The 16,727-nt window shown below is 40.8% G+C and carries 14 protein-coding genes and 1 tRNA gene; 6 read left to right on the plus strand and 9 right to left on the minus strand.

The features are described from left to right. Nucleotides 1-32: 32 nt before the first annotated feature. On the plus strand, nt 33-1,997 hold the full coding sequence (locus tag LC608_RS14655) for a DCC1-like thiol-disulfide oxidoreductase family protein (RefSeq protein ID WP_229554244.1): 1,965 nt from the start codon (nt 33-35) through the stop codon (nt 1,995-1,997). Between the two features lie 319 nt (nt 1,998-2,316). On the opposite strand, the gene LC608_RS14660 is transcribed toward LC608_RS14655, so the two are convergent. Then, nucleotides 2,317-3,114, minus strand: a complete 798-nt coding sequence (locus tag LC608_RS14660; protein ID WP_229554245.1) for a 7-carboxy-7-deazaguanine synthase QueE — start codon at nt 3,112-3,114, stop codon at nt 2,317-2,319. Between the two features lie 198 nt (nt 3,115-3,312). On the opposite strand from LC608_RS14660, the gene LC608_RS14665 reads away from it, so the two are divergent. Next, on the plus strand, nt 3,313-4,362 hold the full coding sequence (locus LC608_RS14665; protein ID WP_229554246.1) for an anti-sigma factor antagonist: 1,050 nt from the start codon (nt 3,313-3,315) through the stop codon (nt 4,360-4,362). Between the two features lie 305 nt (nt 4,363-4,667). On the opposite strand, the gene LC608_RS14670 is transcribed toward LC608_RS14665, so the two are convergent. The 7 genes from LC608_RS14670 to LC608_RS14700 all read right to left on the minus strand — a co-directional run bounded on the left by LC608_RS14670 (nt 4,668) and on the right by LC608_RS14700 (nt 10,545). Further along, nucleotides 4,668-6,125 carry a YcjF family protein gene (locus LC608_RS14670; protein ID WP_229554247.1) on the minus strand — a complete coding sequence of 486 codons (1,458 nt, stop codon included), beginning with the start codon at nt 6,123-6,125 and terminating at the stop codon, nt 4,668-4,670. 105 nt (nt 6,126-6,230) lie between these two features. Next, nucleotides 6,231-6,307, minus strand: a tRNA-Met gene (locus LC608_RS14675). A gap of 46 nt (nt 6,308-6,353) precedes the next feature. Next, nucleotides 6,354-7,307: an asparaginase gene (locus tag LC608_RS14680; RefSeq protein ID WP_229554248.1), complete on the minus strand. Its 954-nt coding sequence runs from the start codon at nt 7,305-7,307 to the stop codon at nt 6,354-6,356. An 87-nt stretch (nt 7,308-7,394) separates the two neighbouring features. Further along, nucleotides 7,395-7,895, minus strand: coding sequence for a CGLD27 family protein (locus tag LC608_RS14685; protein WP_229554249.1), 501 nt, complete (start codon nt 7,893-7,895; stop codon nt 7,395-7,397). Next, entirely contained in the window at nt 7,892-8,350 is a 459-nt protein-coding gene (gene rsfS / locus LC608_RS14690) for a ribosome silencing factor (RefSeq protein ID WP_229554250.1), read from the minus strand. Before rsfS ends, LC608_RS14685 begins: the two co-directional genes overlap by 4 nt. A gap of 324 nt (nt 8,351-8,674) precedes the next feature. Then, nucleotides 8,675-9,061: a HAMP domain-containing protein gene (locus LC608_RS14695; protein ID WP_229554251.1), complete on the minus strand. Its 387-nt coding sequence runs from the start codon at nt 9,059-9,061 to the stop codon at nt 8,675-8,677. Nucleotides 9,062-9,273: 212 nt separating this feature from the next. Further along, nucleotides 9,274-10,545 (minus strand): glycosyltransferase family 4 protein, encoded by a 1,272-nt coding sequence (locus tag LC608_RS14700; protein ID WP_229554252.1) that lies wholly within the window; start codon nt 10,543-10,545, stop codon nt 9,274-9,276. Nucleotides 10,546-10,832: 287 nt separating this feature from the next. On the opposite strand from LC608_RS14700, the gene LC608_RS14705 reads away from it, so the two are divergent. Continuing rightward, on the plus strand, nt 10,833-12,026 hold the full coding sequence (locus LC608_RS14705; protein ID WP_229554253.1) for a DNA cytosine methyltransferase: 1,194 nt from the start codon (nt 10,833-10,835) through the stop codon (nt 12,024-12,026). 16 nt (nt 12,027-12,042) lie between these two features. On the opposite strand, the gene LC608_RS14710 is transcribed toward LC608_RS14705, so the two are convergent. Beyond that, the gene (locus LC608_RS14710) at nt 12,043-12,918 is read right to left on the minus strand and encodes a Cfr10I/Bse634I family restriction endonuclease (protein WP_229554254.1); all 876 of its coding nucleotides are present in this window, start codon (nt 12,916-12,918) and stop codon (nt 12,043-12,045) included. A gap of 264 nt (nt 12,919-13,182) precedes the next feature. Between LC608_RS14710 and deoC the strand changes: the two genes are divergently transcribed. From deoC to LC608_RS14725, 3 genes are all read left to right on the plus strand, one after another. Continuing rightward, nucleotides 13,183-13,863: a deoxyribose-phosphate aldolase gene (deoC, locus tag LC608_RS14715; RefSeq protein WP_229554255.1), complete on the plus strand. Its 681-nt coding sequence runs from the start codon at nt 13,183-13,185 to the stop codon at nt 13,861-13,863. A 95-nt stretch (nt 13,864-13,958) separates the two neighbouring features. After that, the gene (recO, locus tag LC608_RS14720) at nt 13,959-14,888 is read left to right on the plus strand and encodes a DNA repair protein RecO (RefSeq protein WP_229554256.1); all 930 of its coding nucleotides are present in this window, start codon (nt 13,959-13,961) and stop codon (nt 14,886-14,888) included. Continuing rightward, on the plus strand, nt 14,875-16,512 hold the full coding sequence (locus LC608_RS14725) for an MFS transporter (protein WP_229554340.1): 1,638 nt from the start codon (nt 14,875-14,877) through the stop codon (nt 16,510-16,512). The genes recO and LC608_RS14725 overlap by 14 nt, the downstream gene beginning before the upstream one ends. The last annotated feature ends 215 nt before the right edge of the window (nt 16,513-16,727 follow it).

Here is a 16,727-nt window from a genome sequence, read left to right on the forward strand (position 1 = left end):
CTCAAATCTTCAGCAGTGGAGGTATTAATTTTATGGAATCAAACACATCTTTAAAGGAACAAGTAGAGAGCCTGTATAAATATCACAAAACTGTATTTTTTCATGCATATTTTGCTATTGTATGGCCTATAGCTATTTGGTTGATATATCTTATATTTCCCAATCAAATAGCAACTAGAATCCAATTTTCAAGAATCATCTTCATTGGTATTTGTATTCAAATCTTGGTTTTGGGAGTCCAGAAACGTACTAATGTCGTAAAAATAATTAGAGAATATTTCGCAGGAACAACATATCCCATCAACCTGGCTATATTTCGGATATTTTTATTTGGAACTATATTTGGGGAAGTTAATCACAATTTCTCTAAAGTTGTGTGGCTAAGTCAATTCCCTAAAGACCTTTTGTTTATACCTTTAGGTTCAAGGTGGCTATTTTCTCATATTCCAATAAATGCAGCACTAACTCAGACAGCTTGTTGGCTATTAATTATTTGTTCATTTACAGCCATGATTGGGCTTTTTACTCGTACCTCAGCATGGCTGACCGTAATCTTCAGTTTCTACGTTCTGGGTATTCCCCAATTTTTTGGTAAAGTTGACCACTACCATCATTTATTATGGTTTGCTGCGATTCTCGGTCTTAGTCGATGTGCCGATGTGTTGTCATTAGATGCTATTTTCATGGCCTGGAAACGAGCCGATCGCGGCCAAATGGAACCTCCTGGTCTTTCTAGAGTTTATGCATTACCGTTACGTTTCATCTGGATTTTATTTGGGATCATTTATTTCTTTCCAGGATTTCATAAATTATGGACATCCGGTTTTGATTGGGCATTCAGTGACAATCTCAAGTATCAAATATTTTCCAAATGGCTTGAGTGGTATCAAGTAGATGGCTGGAACCCGCTTTTAAGATTAGATGGATATCCAGTCTTATCTCGCCTGTCAGCTATTGGCTCAATCTTTTTGGAATTAGGTTTTATTTTTCTAATATTCTTACCTGCAACTAGATACATAGCAGCTTTTGGAGGGCTGCTTTTGCATAATATGATTGGTCTAGTAATGCATATTAAATTCTTACTTCTCCAAACTTGCTACGTGGCTTTCTTTGATTGGTATGCTATTTTTAGATGGATAGGGAATCGGCTTTTTCCCATAGACATGTATGTTGCATACGACGGAAATTGCAAACTTTGTCGTCGGACAATTGCAAGTTTAAAAGTCTTTGATATTTTTGGCCGATTAACATTTGTCAATGCGCTGAATAATGAAGCCCTAACCACCCACAATCTTCTTTGGTTAGACTACCAGGCCCTATTGGCTGATATGCACGTAGTTCTCCAAAGAAAGTCATGGAAGGGTTACTATGCCTATCGTGTTTTAGCACCACGCATACCCATTTTCTGGCTGATTTTACCTTTGCTGTATGTGTGGCCTATACCAGAGATTGGTAAACGTATTTATCGGCGTGTTGCTGATTCTCGTACTTGTAGTCGGCCTCAAGCTGAGATTCCTGAAACTAAAAAACGAAATTTCCAACTGCCGATTTATTCGCAAGTACTGACAGTTTTCGCTGTTTCATTAATTATTGGCAATAGCGTACTGGGTTTAAGTGGAAGAACAGGGGCTTGGCCACTTGCCTGCTATCCAACGTTTTCGGAAATTTTAGGTCCCCAAGTAGAAAGTCTGGAAATTGTTCCTGTAAGTGCAACGGGTGCGCTTCTCAGCTTTGATTTAAGAGACTTCAAGAAAAAAATGGGGCCTGTAAAGTTTAATTCCTTAGCTAGGAATGTTTTTTACCCAATTAAAAAGGCGAAAACTGCAATTGAGAAAGAGCAACAGGTCAGTTCCCTCTGGGAAACAATTAGCCGTAATTACCCCACTATCGAGCAAGTAAAATCAGTTCAATTTTATAACGCTACACTATGGAGTGATCCCGAAAAGCGATCAGAGAATCCGGTTGCTCGCTCACTAATTTATGAACTGAAATTTTGACACTCCCCGGCGTGAACGCACGGTGATTCTTGAATCTTGTGGGGTGGGCAGCGTTCGACTGAGCGCTCACGGCGAAGTCCTGCCCGCCCAGTATATGCAATTCAAATGTAGAACAGCTTAAATCAGTTTGAATGCCAGCACTTTCCTTGTGTGGCAAGTATCTGGGCGAAGTTTTATAAAAGCTTGTAATTAAGCGATCGCCTGTTGAATAATTTCTCTGTGAGCGTTGGAGAAATATCCTTCAAAAAGTATTTTGCTTTTAACTGCCTTTCATACAATCTTACTTTTTTCTTGACTACATCTTTATCAAACTCAAATTTTACAGCTGGTTCAGCATTTTATGCGTCTGAGGGATCACACGTACATGCTTGAGAAAGCCCTTCATCAAAGCTTGCCACGTTAAAACTTGATCAGCCGTAGGGGCAAACACAGGTATTGAGGAGAATTGTTCAGATACTGCTAAAGGCGTAACAGGTTGTAAAAATACTGAGATATCTGGACTAACCTCTGCCACCAACAAAGCTGAACGTTCCAACTCGGCTGGATCTGTGTTTTGAGACACAATTATCTTGACAAAAACATTTAAATATGAGTCAAGACATAATTGGAGAAATTTAGCATGTTCTTGCCAATGACTTTCGCCGCTAACACTGGGCAATTTTAAATCCATACCTACAGAGTCTAAGTAAGGGAGAATCATTGCCAGTTGTTCTGGGCGATGTCCGCCAGTTTCTAAGTATATAGGTAGACCAGTTATGGCTCGCACTTCGGGTAGAAACTGGGTTAAAAATGGGGCATGAAGAAGTGGTTCGCCTCCAGTTAAGCTAATGCTATCGTGTAGAGAAGGTACATTTTGTCGTTCAACCCATTCAATTAGTGTGGGTAAAAAGACAGGGTTAGAGTGGATTTCAAAGTCGCGCAATCCAGGCGATCGCTCTATCCGACAACTAGCAGGTGCATTCCAAGTGTGGACACTATCACAAAACTGACAGCGCAAATCACACAAAGCAAAACGAATAAATATCTGACGCGTCCCTACATTTAGTCCTTCCCCTTGAATGGCAGAAAAGATTTCAATTAGGCGTGCGGTAGGTGTAACCGTATTTTTAGCAATCATTTGATGAGAGCAACGCGATCGCGCTGCGGCGGCACAACAACAAGGATCTTTTTTGGCTTCTTGTTCTATTGTGAATCGTCGCTAGCGATCTCCAATCTCAGCCCCGGTAAATCGCAATTAGTCCTTATTACTACTGATTCCAATATTAGGTTAGGTAATTTTCTAGGACAAAGTAATGTTTGGCAGATTACATTATACATGGCAACGAAAGTGCAGAGCTTCATGACTAGCCAACCGACAGAGGTCGATTTTCCAGTTAATTCCCTAAACGACACGGCTATAGTGCAGATGCCTAAGCGGTTGAGCGTGCTGGAGGCTTTAGGCTTTAAGCAAACCTGCCAAAGCTTAATCCAGCCCAATTCACATCCTAAGCAAATCATCATTGACTTTCACCAAACTACTTTTATGGATAGTAGTGGCTTAGGTGCCCTGGTCAGTAATTTTAAATACTCTCAGACTCAAGGGATTACATTAACACTGCGAAATGTAACACCTCAAGTAATGGCAGTCCTAAAACTCACAGGATTGGATCAGGTTTTTCCCTTTGAGCTTGTAAATGATGGGTCGCTAATAAAACAGAAAGACTTATTAGATAATCGCAAGACAACTTCCCGTAAAGTAGAGCAATTACCCACTACTCACCCTTCTGTGGCATCTTGGATGAAACGGTTGTTAGACATTGTGGGGTCAGTGATCGGTTTATTAATTACAGGAGTTTTATTTATTCCGATTGCGATCGCTATTCAAATTAATGATCCCGGGCCGATTTTCTTTAGTCAAATCCGTTGTGGTTGGATGGGGAAACGGTTTAAGATTTGGAAATTCCGCTCTATGTGTGTGGATGCAGAAGCGAAGAAATCCCAAGTTCAAAACCAAGTGCAAGGTGCTTTTTTCAAGAATGAGAATGACCCCAGAATTACCAAAATAGGGCGCTTTTTACGGCGAACTAGTCTTGATGAATTACCCCAATTTTGGAACGTCCTCAAAGGAGAGATGAGCTTAGTAGGTACTCGACCACCTACACCCGATGAAGTGGAACGCTACGAAGTACCGGAGTGGCAACGTTTAGATGTTAAACCTGGTATGACTGGCGAATGGCAAGTAAACGGGCGTTCTACAGTCCGTAGTTTTGAAGATGTAATTCGTCTGGATTTGCAGTATCAAAAAAATTGGAGTTTGGTGTACGATTTAAAGCTAATTTTCAAAACTATAGCTATTCTGTTTAATAGAAACAGTGGTGCTGTTTAGCTAACTACCCTTATTCACAATTTTTTGTTAACTCCTAATCACAATAATTGTTAAATACACCCAAGCCTATGTTTAGGCTTGGGTAAATTTTAGGTTCACCTAGAGTACTAGGCGACTGTTAGCCAATTTTAGATTTTAGATTGACCATATTGATGAATCATCTTTCTTGAAACAAAGATGTTTATTTATTTTTGATCCCAGCTTAAAATTGGGAGCTTGAAACCAAGTTTAAATTTTGGATTTTGAATTATTCAATCCAAAATCCAAAATCTAAAATCTAAAATTTGGTAATCTTCTGCATCAGATTATCCCACCGCTTTCTGAATACCAACGACTTCAACCTGCTGCACCTCTGGCAACAAACGCTTCATGCTTTGCTTAACAAACCCCTGCAAAAAACCAATCTGCTGATTTTGCCCAAATACCTTTTGTAAGGTTTGCCGCAAATTCTCCAAATTCAAACCAGTGCCAGAATCTATTGCTATTTCCTGCTGTTGGAAATATTCAACTAGACTTAACCCTGCCACCCTGGTCAGATAAGCTGCACTTACTCCCTGCACTACGCCGCCAGCAACGAAGGTAACGGCATTGCTTTTCAGAACAGTACTAATAGCTTTTGTAGAAAGTTCAACTAAACCCAGTTTCAGCATCAAACTTCCCATTGTTCCAGCTACGGTTTGCGCCTGTTCTAAGGAAAATTTCTGCTGATAGATATTACCCAAATCCATTACCATCTGAGCATTAATTGCCGCAGTTGCAAGGATGTCAAGGGCTGGAACTGGGTTAGCAAAGGCAGCAGCAGCAGCTATCCATTGATATTGTTCAATAATTGGGGTAGCGCGATCGCGTCTAGTTCCATTCAACCAGTTTTTCGCCTCAGCTTTCAACAACCCTGTTTTTCTCATGGTTGTTAACCAAACTAGCCCTTGTTCCTGCTGTGTCAAAAGTTCACCCAACTGCTGAGTCAACTGCTGGATATTTGGCGCTGGTTGTTCCATCCACTCTTGCACAGAACCATCAGTCTCATGCTTTCGGACTTTGATGGGAATGGGAGAGGCCGCAGTTGCAACTACATTTCCCTGTATTCGCTGTTTTAATGACAGCAAGACGCTGGCGCTTTCATCGGCTAAATACTGGTCTTGTTTGTTCAAAACCAGGATTGTGGGCTGATTTGCTGCTTTTAGCTGCTGTAAGGCTTGAAATTCTGAGTCTGTCAAATCACCGGTTGTCAGGAACAAAACAAAATCAGATTTTGCCACTTCTGCTAAAACAGCTGCATCTGAATTGTCACCCGCTTCTCTAAATAAAGGTGCTGTTTCTTCTAAAGACACCAAATTTCGTGTCTCGACATTTTCCTTTAGCACTTTAATTAAAGTACTTTTACCTACGGATTTACCGCCAGTCACAGAAACTTTAATTTGTTGTCTGTCTAACTCCAACAACAATTGGGCAACTTGTTCTCTAAGTGTCTCTAATGCTGTGTGGTTTTCTGCTTCTTGTGCCAGTTGGTTAATTACAGTTTCAGTTTTAGCGATCGCACTTTCGACAGTCGCCCGATCCACCACTATACTATCTAGCTGCTCTAAACTGTCTTTTGGGCGATTTTTTTGGAATAACCACAAACCACCGCCTACAGCTAAGGCACTCAATAAACCAAATTCACCCACCTGCACTATAGAATCGTGCCAACTTTGTAACATCCACAGAGAAAAGGAAAGTCCCAATCCTCCCACTAAAATTGGTCGCTGCAACTTCACAACCATGATTTTCCGCGCCTTTTAAATGGCTATTTCTTCCAGAATAGATCAAAATAAAACAAAAACCCTGCAATCTTCAATGATTGTAGGGTTTTTGTTTTATCTTTTATTTGGTGGCGGGAAGTGGATTTGAACCACTGACCTTCGGGTTATGAGCCCGACGAGCTACCAGGCTGCTCTATCCCGCGTCGCTCTTGACTTTTTTATCATAACCTATAGTCAAGAGTTTGGCAACTACAAAAATGATAATTCTCCAATTACTTCTAAACGCTTGTATTTTCCCAAGCTGACAAACTTTTCACTGAGGCTTTCGGCGGCGCTGGGACTAATCCAACCCATTTGCTGGAGTAAGTGAATAGCCACGGCGTATTTTGCTCGTTTTGCCCCATCCATAACTTTAATTGCCAATCCCAAGCCTTCACCGAGTCTACCAATGCACTGCACTCCTTCGGCACCAGTTTTACTAACCAGTTCCCCTGGAGTTAAGCGCATCAGTTCCGTATCAAATTCTCCATCTCCAGCGACCATCGCGGGGTGATGAGTCATAGCACGGACAATGCGCTCCATATCCAGATTGGTACTAGAGGCTAACAATGCATATAAAGATGCCATGTGACCGAGTTGCATCAGATAAGTTGGTACGCCACAGTCATCATGAGCGCTGATAAATTCTTCAGCTGGCATTCGTAGCAATTCTGCTACTTTGCCCAAAATCAACTGCTGTATTGGGTGCTTGCGATCCAAGTAGTTATTCAAGGGCCAACGGCGTTGCTGACAAACAGCTAACATTCCCGCATGTTTACCAGAGCAATTGTATTCCAAAGGACTGTGCTTACCTTCAGGAATTGGACACTGGAGTATAGTCGGGTCAAGATCGGCCCGCCAAAGAATGTTAAATACCTGTCGGACTTGATCTATTCTTCCTTTATGGGAACTTGTGATAATTGCTAAGTCGCGATCGCTGAGATCATAGCGTTCCAGTGTACCTGTGGTGGTGACTGCAAGTGCCTGAAATGGTTTGAGCGCTGAACGGATAAATGCAGCAGTTTCAGAATTTCCGGCAACGGTTAGAACCCGTCCTCGTTCGTCGCATACAACAGCCTGGACTATATGCCTGGATTCAATAATACCTTCCCGCAGCAACCGGACTTCCAGTGCTGCGGCTTGAGTTCGTTTTCCCATTGTCATGGGTTTATATTTATTACCTTTTTTAATTAATTAGTCATTGGTCATTGGTCATTAATCCTTAGCTAATCACTAATGACCAATGATTTTTTAAAACAAATGCCAACCTATAGTACCAATAACGTACATTCCCGCCAACCCAGCAAAGGTAAATTGTAACCGCCGCAGAATAGGTTTGATTTCGTATGCGACAATCAAGCGATCGCGGTTGAGGATTTCCTGTGGTTTTGTCCAAGTTTGTCCGTCGTACCAGCCTGACTCTTCATAAAAGACTGTGGGGCTGCAAAGGCGATCGCACACGTAAAACCAGCCTAAGTACAACCTTACCAGTGCCAGCACCACGCCGACACTCGCGGCGGCCGCACCACAGAGGATAAAATGTGCAATATACTTGTTCGGAGGAAAACTTGCTGCTGCCACAGGCCCTGCGACCAGCCAAGATAAACCCCAAATCCAAGCTATTTTCGTGATATACTCGCGCAAATCTAAAGTGGTATCACGAAACAGCCAGGAATTTTTTAACTCTTCGTACTCATTAAGCGGTTGTTGGTCTGTAGGAACTGGGCAATTTGAAACCGAAGACCTAATCATGTTGGCTTACCCTCACCCTCATCAGATTCTGGAAGGGAAATACGCTCTGCATGAATCCAGAACGCTTCTAAATTATAAAACTCTCGTTCCTTGGGCATCATGATGTGAACGATCACATCACCGTAGTCTTGTAGTACCCAACTCCCTTCAAGTTTTCCTTCTGTCCTTATAGGACGCCGTTGCAAGTCAGTTTCGACCTTTCCTTCAATTGCTTGAGCGATCGCCCTGACTTGTACTTTAGAATAGCCAGTCATCATCACAAAGTAATCAGCTAGGTAAGATACCTCTGCTACTTTGAGCAATATAATCTCACCCGCTTTGCGGTCTGATCCAGCTTCTGCGATCGTCGCAGCTAATTTTCCGCTTTCCTCTTCGGTATGGACGTGGCTTTTTACCACACTCTTCGTCAGTGGAACAGATTGTAATGGGAAATTGCCTTGGAAATAATCAGTCATTAAACCTCAGGTGCTTTCTTTTGAAACAATTGTTTACATTTACTTACAAATCAGAAACAATTGATCTGAAAATGTGTCAATAGGTTTTTTTGAATACTAACAAAAAAACGCATGTCTATGGGGCTAGTACCGCAAGGTGGAAGTCACGCATTCAAAAGTCAAAAGTCAAAAAGCTTAGAATACAGGCTTTTGAACGATTTGAAATAGTTGCTTTCTTTATGCCGTGCTGTACTAGTTTGATAATTGGCTGCTTAGATTTCGACATTAATAATCAGCAGTTGCGGATTAATATTTAGCACGTTTTCAGCTAAAAATATTGATTTTTCAGGTTTTATCGCTATTTTCCTCAGTTTCTCCGACTTGAGGTTGAGTACACCGCAATTCCTCTAATGCCATCTTTAAGCTGAGATTTTTCTCATTTAACTCCCGTGTTCGTTCGCGTACTTTCTCTTCCAGTACTTGGCTGTATACTTCTAGCTGTTCGTTAGCATCATTTTGGACTGTGATGAGTTGCTGAACTTCCAAAATTAAACGATTAAGGGAAGTAACCAAGATACCAACTTCATCATTAGTTGTTACGGGTGCTTGTAAATCAAAATTAGATTCCTCTGTAACCTGTTGGGCAACATGGGTGACTGCTTGAATAGGACGGGCAATGGCCTGACTAGTGTAAATTGCTAATAATGTGGCGATCGCGATCGATAGTGACAAGCTGCCTAAGATAATATTTAGACGTAATTTCTCTGCCCTTCGCAGTTCCCAATTGGCTGATACTCCTCGGCTATGAGTTCAACAAGGTTGGTGATTTCATAACCCCAAACGTAATCAAGGAGTTATTCTCGACTGATTACTTGTCCTGCATGGCGGCAAAACATTTCTGCCATAGCAAATTCACGGGCAGGTAGTTCTACTAGACGATTAAACTAAACTTCTTGTTTGGTAATTCTTGTGGACTGAATTGCTCCACGTTCTGCCGTCAATGAGTAACACAACGACTCATATTGATTTAAAGCTTGCTCAAAAGCATAGTTTTCAACGGCATATTTGCGACTTTTATAACCTAGAGTTTTGACTTTTTCAGGGTTTTGGTACAAATCTAAAATTGCCATTGCTAAAGCTTGAGGATCTTCTGGAGGAACAATAACTCCGCCCCCACTTTGCCTGATGGCCTTTGCTGCCGTACCATTATCGGGGACAGAAGCAATCAAAGCTCGTCCACTGGCAAGTAGCACTTGAATTTTTGACGGCATATTGAAGGATATAACATTTTTCTTTTGCACCACCAAGCCAACATCGGCAGCTGCTAACATTTGTGGCAATGATTTGCGGGGTTGAAATGGCAGTAGCAAAACATTATTTGCGCCACAGTCTAAACATTCTTGTTGCAATCGCTGTAAACCTTTTGCCTCTCCAACGATGACAAAAACAATATCTGGGATATGACGCAACACAGAAGCAGCTTTGACAACGCTTTCTAAGCCTTGGGTTAGGGCAATGTTGCCAGAATAAAGTACTACAAATTTGCCATTCAGGTTATGTGCGGCGCGGAAAGGATTATTTTCTTTAGGCAAAGGGCGGATAAAGTTTACATCAACCCAGTTGGGAATTTGCACAATTTTCTCAGCTTTTACGCCCTTAGATCGCAAATTGTCCACAAACCCATCGGCGATGACGCTAATTTTACTGGCAGTGTGGTAAGCAAATTTTTCCAACACTGCAAATAACTTTATAAGCAATTTATTTTTCAGTAGACCGACGTGGACGGCCGCTTCTGGTAATATATCTTGTAGATTTAAGATTACAGGGCAAGCACGTAACCATCCTAAAAGAGCAACTGGTACACAGCTTGGCAAAGATGGCGATGTTGAGAGAATAACATCTGGACGCCAACCGACAAGGGCGGGCACAAAACTAGTGACAACGAAACTAGCATCTAGTAACACCCGATCTAATAGATTGGGTTGGGGACGAATCCAAACGTAACTGCGTTGAATTTGAACGCCATTTTTGTATTCGTTGTGATACCACTTGCCTCGATATTCCTGGTAAATTTGACGCTCAGGGTAGTTGGGCATAGCGGTAACTACGCGCACTTGATGCCCACGTTTCACTAGTCCCTCTGCTAATTCAGTCATCAGTGGGGCAATACCAATTGGCTCTGGATAGTAGTTGTAGGAGTAAATTAAAATTCGCATAAAAATTAGTCCGAAGTACCCCGGTTTTTTATTTCATGACAAATATTTGTCTTAAACATGATTTGGAGTTTGAAAACTCCTATATTTATTAATTGTGGCTTCAGACTCTTTTTCTGTCAGGTATTTTCCTTAAAGATTGAGTAAATTTTGATATAAACACTTAGAGGAAGTGTGAATTTTGTGACTATTGAAGCAATCTTAAAATTGTTCATTTTTAATGGTTACGTAAGTATAACCCCAATGTATTTCGATATTAATTAAGACTGTTTTACGGCAGTAGTTATTGAATGAGCGATCGCCCTTGTATTTTTTCCTTTTTTGCTGGTTCAGGTTTCCTAGATTTAGGTTTTGAAACCAACGGTTTTAAGGTTGTTTACGTCAATGAAATCTTTCCCCCATTCATGACTGGATACCGCTATTCACGGCAGGTTCTCAATCTACCGTTACCAGAATACGGGTATCATGAAGGAGAAGTAGGAGATGTAACCCAACTTCTTGATGGCTTACAAACACAACACCTCCGGGAGCTAGTACAAGACTGCCGTAAATCTCATAATATTGTCGGCTTCATTGGGGGGCCTCCCTGCCCTGATTTTTCTATTGGCGGGAAAAATAGAGGAGGTTTAGGAGATAATGGCAAGCTTTCCGCTTCTTACGTTGAATTAATTTGCCGCAATCTTCCAGATTTCTTTTTATTTGAGAACGTTAAGGGATTGTGGAGAACAACAAAGCACCGTTTATTTTTTGAATCGCTCAAGCAACAATTACTGGAAGCAGGCTATATATTAACAGAGCGATTAATTAATGCTATCGAATATGGCGTACCCCAAGATAGAGAAAGAATTATTCTCATTGGTTTCCGAAATAGTTTTCTCAAGGATATAGGAATAAAAGTCGGTAGTGAAAAGTTACTACCTGAAGAGGCTTTTCCTTGGAAAAATCATATTTTATATCCTCAAACAAAGGTTTTTGCTTATCCTTGGCGTAAGTCCGAACCATTCCAAGAAAATTCTATAATGCCTTGTCCTGACGGCATACCTCAAGAATTAACAGTTGAATACTGGTTTATAAAAAATAATGTGCTGAAGCATCCCAACGCTGAAAACTGTTTTCAACCAAGGGCAGGTATCACAAGATTTGCTGCTATTGATGAAGGAGATGATTCTAAAAAGTCTTTCAAGCGTCTGCATAGATGGCGTTACTCTCCGACAGCTTGCTATGGAAATAATGAAGTACATTTGCATCCCTATAAAATCCGGCGAATATCTGTGGCAGAAGCTTTAGCTATACAATCTTTGCCTGCAAATTTTGTACTTCCAGAGAATATGTCACTCACGAATATGTTTAAAACTATTGGTAATGGCGTACCATATTTGGCATCGAAGGCGTTAGCTAAAACTATTTTTGACTTCTTAGGAACTAAAGAGTACCATTCTGAAGAGGAAATTAAACAATTGGAGTTACCATTGAGTTTTAGCTAAATTCCTATATAACTAACTAATGTTCAATAGCCGCGGCAACTAATGGCACTAAATCGGCTTTTCTAGTGTATGGATATGTACCATCTACCAGATGAAAATTCTGTTCTACTGCCACACCATGAGGGGCAATTGCCGTATTAAATATTCTTCTATCAGCAGGGGTTAACTCACTGACAACCATGTAATATTTCCAATTTTGCTGTAGTACATAACCAATAGCTTTAATCATAGCTGCTTCAAATAAAGGCTGATAACGTCGATCTGGACGATTTGAAGTTTTGAGAGAAACAGCTGCTTTAACTTCTTCTATATGTAATTTACCCTTTAGAAAATTATAGAGTACTAAACTATCTGGTTCTATTGTTTGTTGCTGTAAAAGCGAGTTAATTATGGGTGCAACTACCTGATTTTCAATGACAACTATAATATAGTCTGGACTAGGCATAAAAATTTTGTCCTTAAAAGGCTTAATTTTTGCTAGAGCATTATTTATATTAAAAAAACTTTCTTTAGTAAATAAGTTTAAAAAATTTGAATATGCTTCATCGATTCCTTCTATTTGTAACTTTGAATTAGGCATAGAAAAAGCCGCAATACATACCCCAGTTTCTTGATTAATATCAAAGATAATTTCAGACAATAAGCTAGTTGCTATTAACTCGTTCCATCCTCCTATCGCCTTGTTGAGAGCACCGACTTGGGGATTTTGTGAGTACTTTTCTCTAAAAGCTTTAATTGTTTCGTTTTTAATCCAGTCTAAAATTTCACTAACCGATAAGTTTTGAGCTAGTTTAGTCACTATGTCAGAAGATAAATTTCTGTAGATAGCTCTGCTATTGATGCGAAATTTACCATTTGATATTTCTGTAAACCATACCGTGTCATTAAGCATTTTCTTGTTTTTTCAGATAAGGTAAGGGGGGAATTTTGGCAAATAAAGATTTTTGCCAAGAAGATTTTACTTTCCTAACCTTAGTAGCATCTAATGTCAACTTAAATACTTAGAATAATTCCGGGATATCTACAAAGCTGACATCCTATAAAAGTCAGCAGCTTCTTTTCAGAATAAACTTGTAATAAATATGGTTTAATATATATATAAGAAATGTTTTAATTTTTTATAAAGTTTAATAATCAATTACTGGCAGAAGACACGATGGCAGCAGACTATCCAAACATTGATATTGCGCCATTTATCGATCACTCCCTCTTAACGCCAACTGCTACTCCTGAGCAGGTTGAGCAGTGGTGTGAAGAAGCATACAGATTCAATTTTGCGGCGGTTTGCCTATTTCCCGCCTATGTCAAACAAGCAGTCGAACTCCTGCACGGCAAGAATCCGAAAGTCTGTACGGTGATTGGCTTTCCTTCTGGTGCAACGACTTCAGCAGTGAAACTGTATGAGGCTCAAGAAGCGGCGGATAATGGGGCCACTGAATTGGATGTGGTAATGAACTTGGGCTGGTTGAAAGCTGGAAAAACTGAAGAAGTCCACAGGGAAATTGCCGAAATTTGCGAAGAGACTGGGCAAACTGTCAAGGTAATTTTGGAAACCAACCTGTTGACAGATGCAGAAAAAAAAATAGCTGCTGAAATAGCTATGGAAGCGGGAGCGGCCTTCTTAAAAACTAGTACAGGTTGGAATGGTGGTGCAACAGTGGCAGATGTACGACTTTTGCAGGAATTGGCAAAAGAAAGAGTAGGAATTAAGGCTTCGGGTGGTATCCACACTATCAATCAAGCTCTAGACTTAATCGTAGCGGGTGCTACTAGATTAGGCACATCTCGCGGTATCGATTTGATCCGCCAGCGCGATAACCTGGGAAAGGGTGAATAGTCATTTGTCCTTTGTCATTTGTCATTCGTCATTTGTCTGAAGCTAATGACCCTTGACCAATGACTAATAATCAATGACTAATGACTAAATAACTAATGAGTAGAACCTACAAAGCAACGGGAATTAATCTTAAAACCCAAGTGCTGGGAGAATCGGATAAAATAGTGACGATTTTGACACCAGAATTTGGTCTGATTCGAGCAGTGGCTCCAGGGGCACGCAAGCACAACTCTAGCCTGGGAGGGAGGAGTGGTATGTTTGTTGTGAATGAACTATTGATTGCGAAAGGGCGATCGCTTGATAAAATTACTCAAGCACAGACCTTAAAAACTTATCCTGGTTTAGCTAAAGATTTAGGAAAATTAGCTGCCAGTCAGTATTTAGCAGAAATAGTCTTGTGTCAAGCTTTGAGCGAACAACCCCAAGAAGAACTTTATGAGTTGTTCAATGAACATCTCCATCGGTTGGAGGCGTTATCTAGTGCAAATCCATCTGGGGTTTTGGCTCATCTGGCTCATGGGGTGTTTCACCTTTTAGCGTTAGCAGGAGTAACGCCACAAGTGCAAGTCTGCTGCCTATCTGGACACCTCCTCAAGCCAAACTTTACAGACCCAAACTGGCAGGTAGGATTTAGTATCCCTGCGGGTGGAACGGTTTCTTTAGAAGCTTGGGAACGTTTGCGAAGAGAGGGTGAGAGGGAGAGGGAGATACAAAGAAATTCATCGTTTTCTCCATCACCCAATCACCCCATTATCCCATTAACTCCAAAACCTGGCTCCCAAACAGTTGTTGTGCATCGGCAAGAAATACCTGTGATTTCTAGTCGTCTGGGTGCTATGGAACTGGCTTTGCTTCAACATCTGTCACAACCAGAGATAATGCAAATTGATGGTGCTAGAGATCATGACTGGTTATCTGTTGAACAGATTTTGCGCCAGTATGCTCAGTATCAATTAGGTCGCCCTATTCGCTCTGCTACGTTGATCGATTCTTATTTTGCTGCCAACCATGATGCAACCGTCTGATTTGGATAAAAAAATCCTGCCTTTGTCACCAAACCTCGCTAAAAAACAGAATAGGGTATCAGATCCTACAGTCAGGAATCACTTGAGTGCTGTTTCAAAGTGTACACCTAGTCAAATAAATGGACAAGAAATGTCCCCAAAAGACGTTTCTAAAAACGATCAAAATTGCACAGACCAGAACCCAAAAACTGATATTCTAAGTCAATCAGAAAAACAATCTGACGACAAATTAACTACTGCCCAAGAAGATAGCAACGGGCATTTGCCATTAGCTACTATCCCAGAAAAAGAACCACCAACATTAAATGGATCTGGTTCTGGTGGAGAACCTGTTTCAGGAAATTTTAAACAGCAGGGGTTTTTGCCTGTATTAAAAAACCCTAATTTCCTGGCTCTTTGGGGCGGTCAAGTTTTCTCCCAACTAGCAGATAAAGTTTATTTGGTGCTGATGATTGCTTTGATTAATACTCAGTTTCAGGGTAGTAATCAAAGTATTAGTGGTTGGGTGTCAGCCTTGATGATGGCTTTTACGATTCCCGCCGTATTGTTTGGTTCCGTTGCTGGTGTGTTTGTCGATCGCTGGTCGAAAAAGGCTGTGCTGGTGGCAACGAATATATGGCGCGGTATCCTGGTTTTGTCAATTCCCTTTCTGATGTGGTTGACTCATGACTTGAAGCCCATAGGAGTTTTGCCAGTTGGCTTTTTGATCATTCTGGGTGTGACTTTTTTAGTTTCTACGCTGACGCAGTTTTTTGCACCGGCAGAACAGGCGACAATTCCCTTAATAGTAGAAGAACAAGATTTACTCTCGGCAAATTCGCTTTATACGACAACGATGATGGCATCGGTGATTGTTGGGTTTGCTGTCGGGGAACCATTATTAGCGATCGCCGATGGACTTTGGCTGCAAATTGGTGGTAGTGGTAGTTTGGGCAAAGAATTTTTAGTAGGTGGTAGTTATGCGATCGCGGGAATAATTTTATTCCTCCTAGCAACTAAAGAAAAACACTACCACCCTGATACAGAATTCCCTCACGTATTCTCTGATTTGCGAGATGGTTTTGCCTACCTTAAAGCAAATCATCGTGTCCGCAATGCTTTGCTTCAGCTGATTATCTTGTTTTCTGTTTTTGCAGCATTAACTGTTCTAGCGGTTCGCATGGCCGAAATCATTCCCAACATGAAAGCCTCCCAGTTTGGCTTTTTGCTAGCAGCTGGCGGTGTTGGCATAGCTGCGGGAGCAACACTTCTAGGTCAATTTGGTCAACGCTTTTCCTATACCCAACTAAGTCTGTGTGGTTGTATGGGCATGGCAGCATCCCTGATTGGTCTATCAATATTTACAACCCAACTGTGGCTAGTTCTGTTACTGGTGGCGCTATTAGGTATCTTTGGGGCACTAGTGGGAATTCCTATGCAAACTGCAATTCAAACAGAAACACCTCCAGAAATGCGTGGTAAAGTTTTTGGTTTGCAAAACAATGTAATTAATATTGCTCTCTCCTTACCTTTGGCATTAGCAGGTGTAGCAGAAACCTTTGTAGGATTACAGGCAGTTTTTTTGGGATTAGCTGCGATCGTCTTTTTAGGAGGCATATTAACTTGGTATAACTCACAGAAATAGTTCTCAGCTAACAGGAGCTATTATTCATTACTTTTAAGTAATTAATATTTACTTAAAGCTTTTCTGTTCATGGTAAACTGTGGTAAGTGAAAATTTATCACATACTTGCGGGATATCAATTTGACATTAGTCAAAATAAGTTGTTTAAATATTCAGAGATTAACAACTTATAAGTAGAATAAATAAAGCCATAAATCCCCGGGTTTAATTAGCTT

The organism is Nostoc sp. XA010 (assembly GCF_020829625.1).
GTDB lineage: Bacteria > Cyanobacteriota > Cyanobacteriia > Cyanobacteriales > Nostocaceae > Nostoc.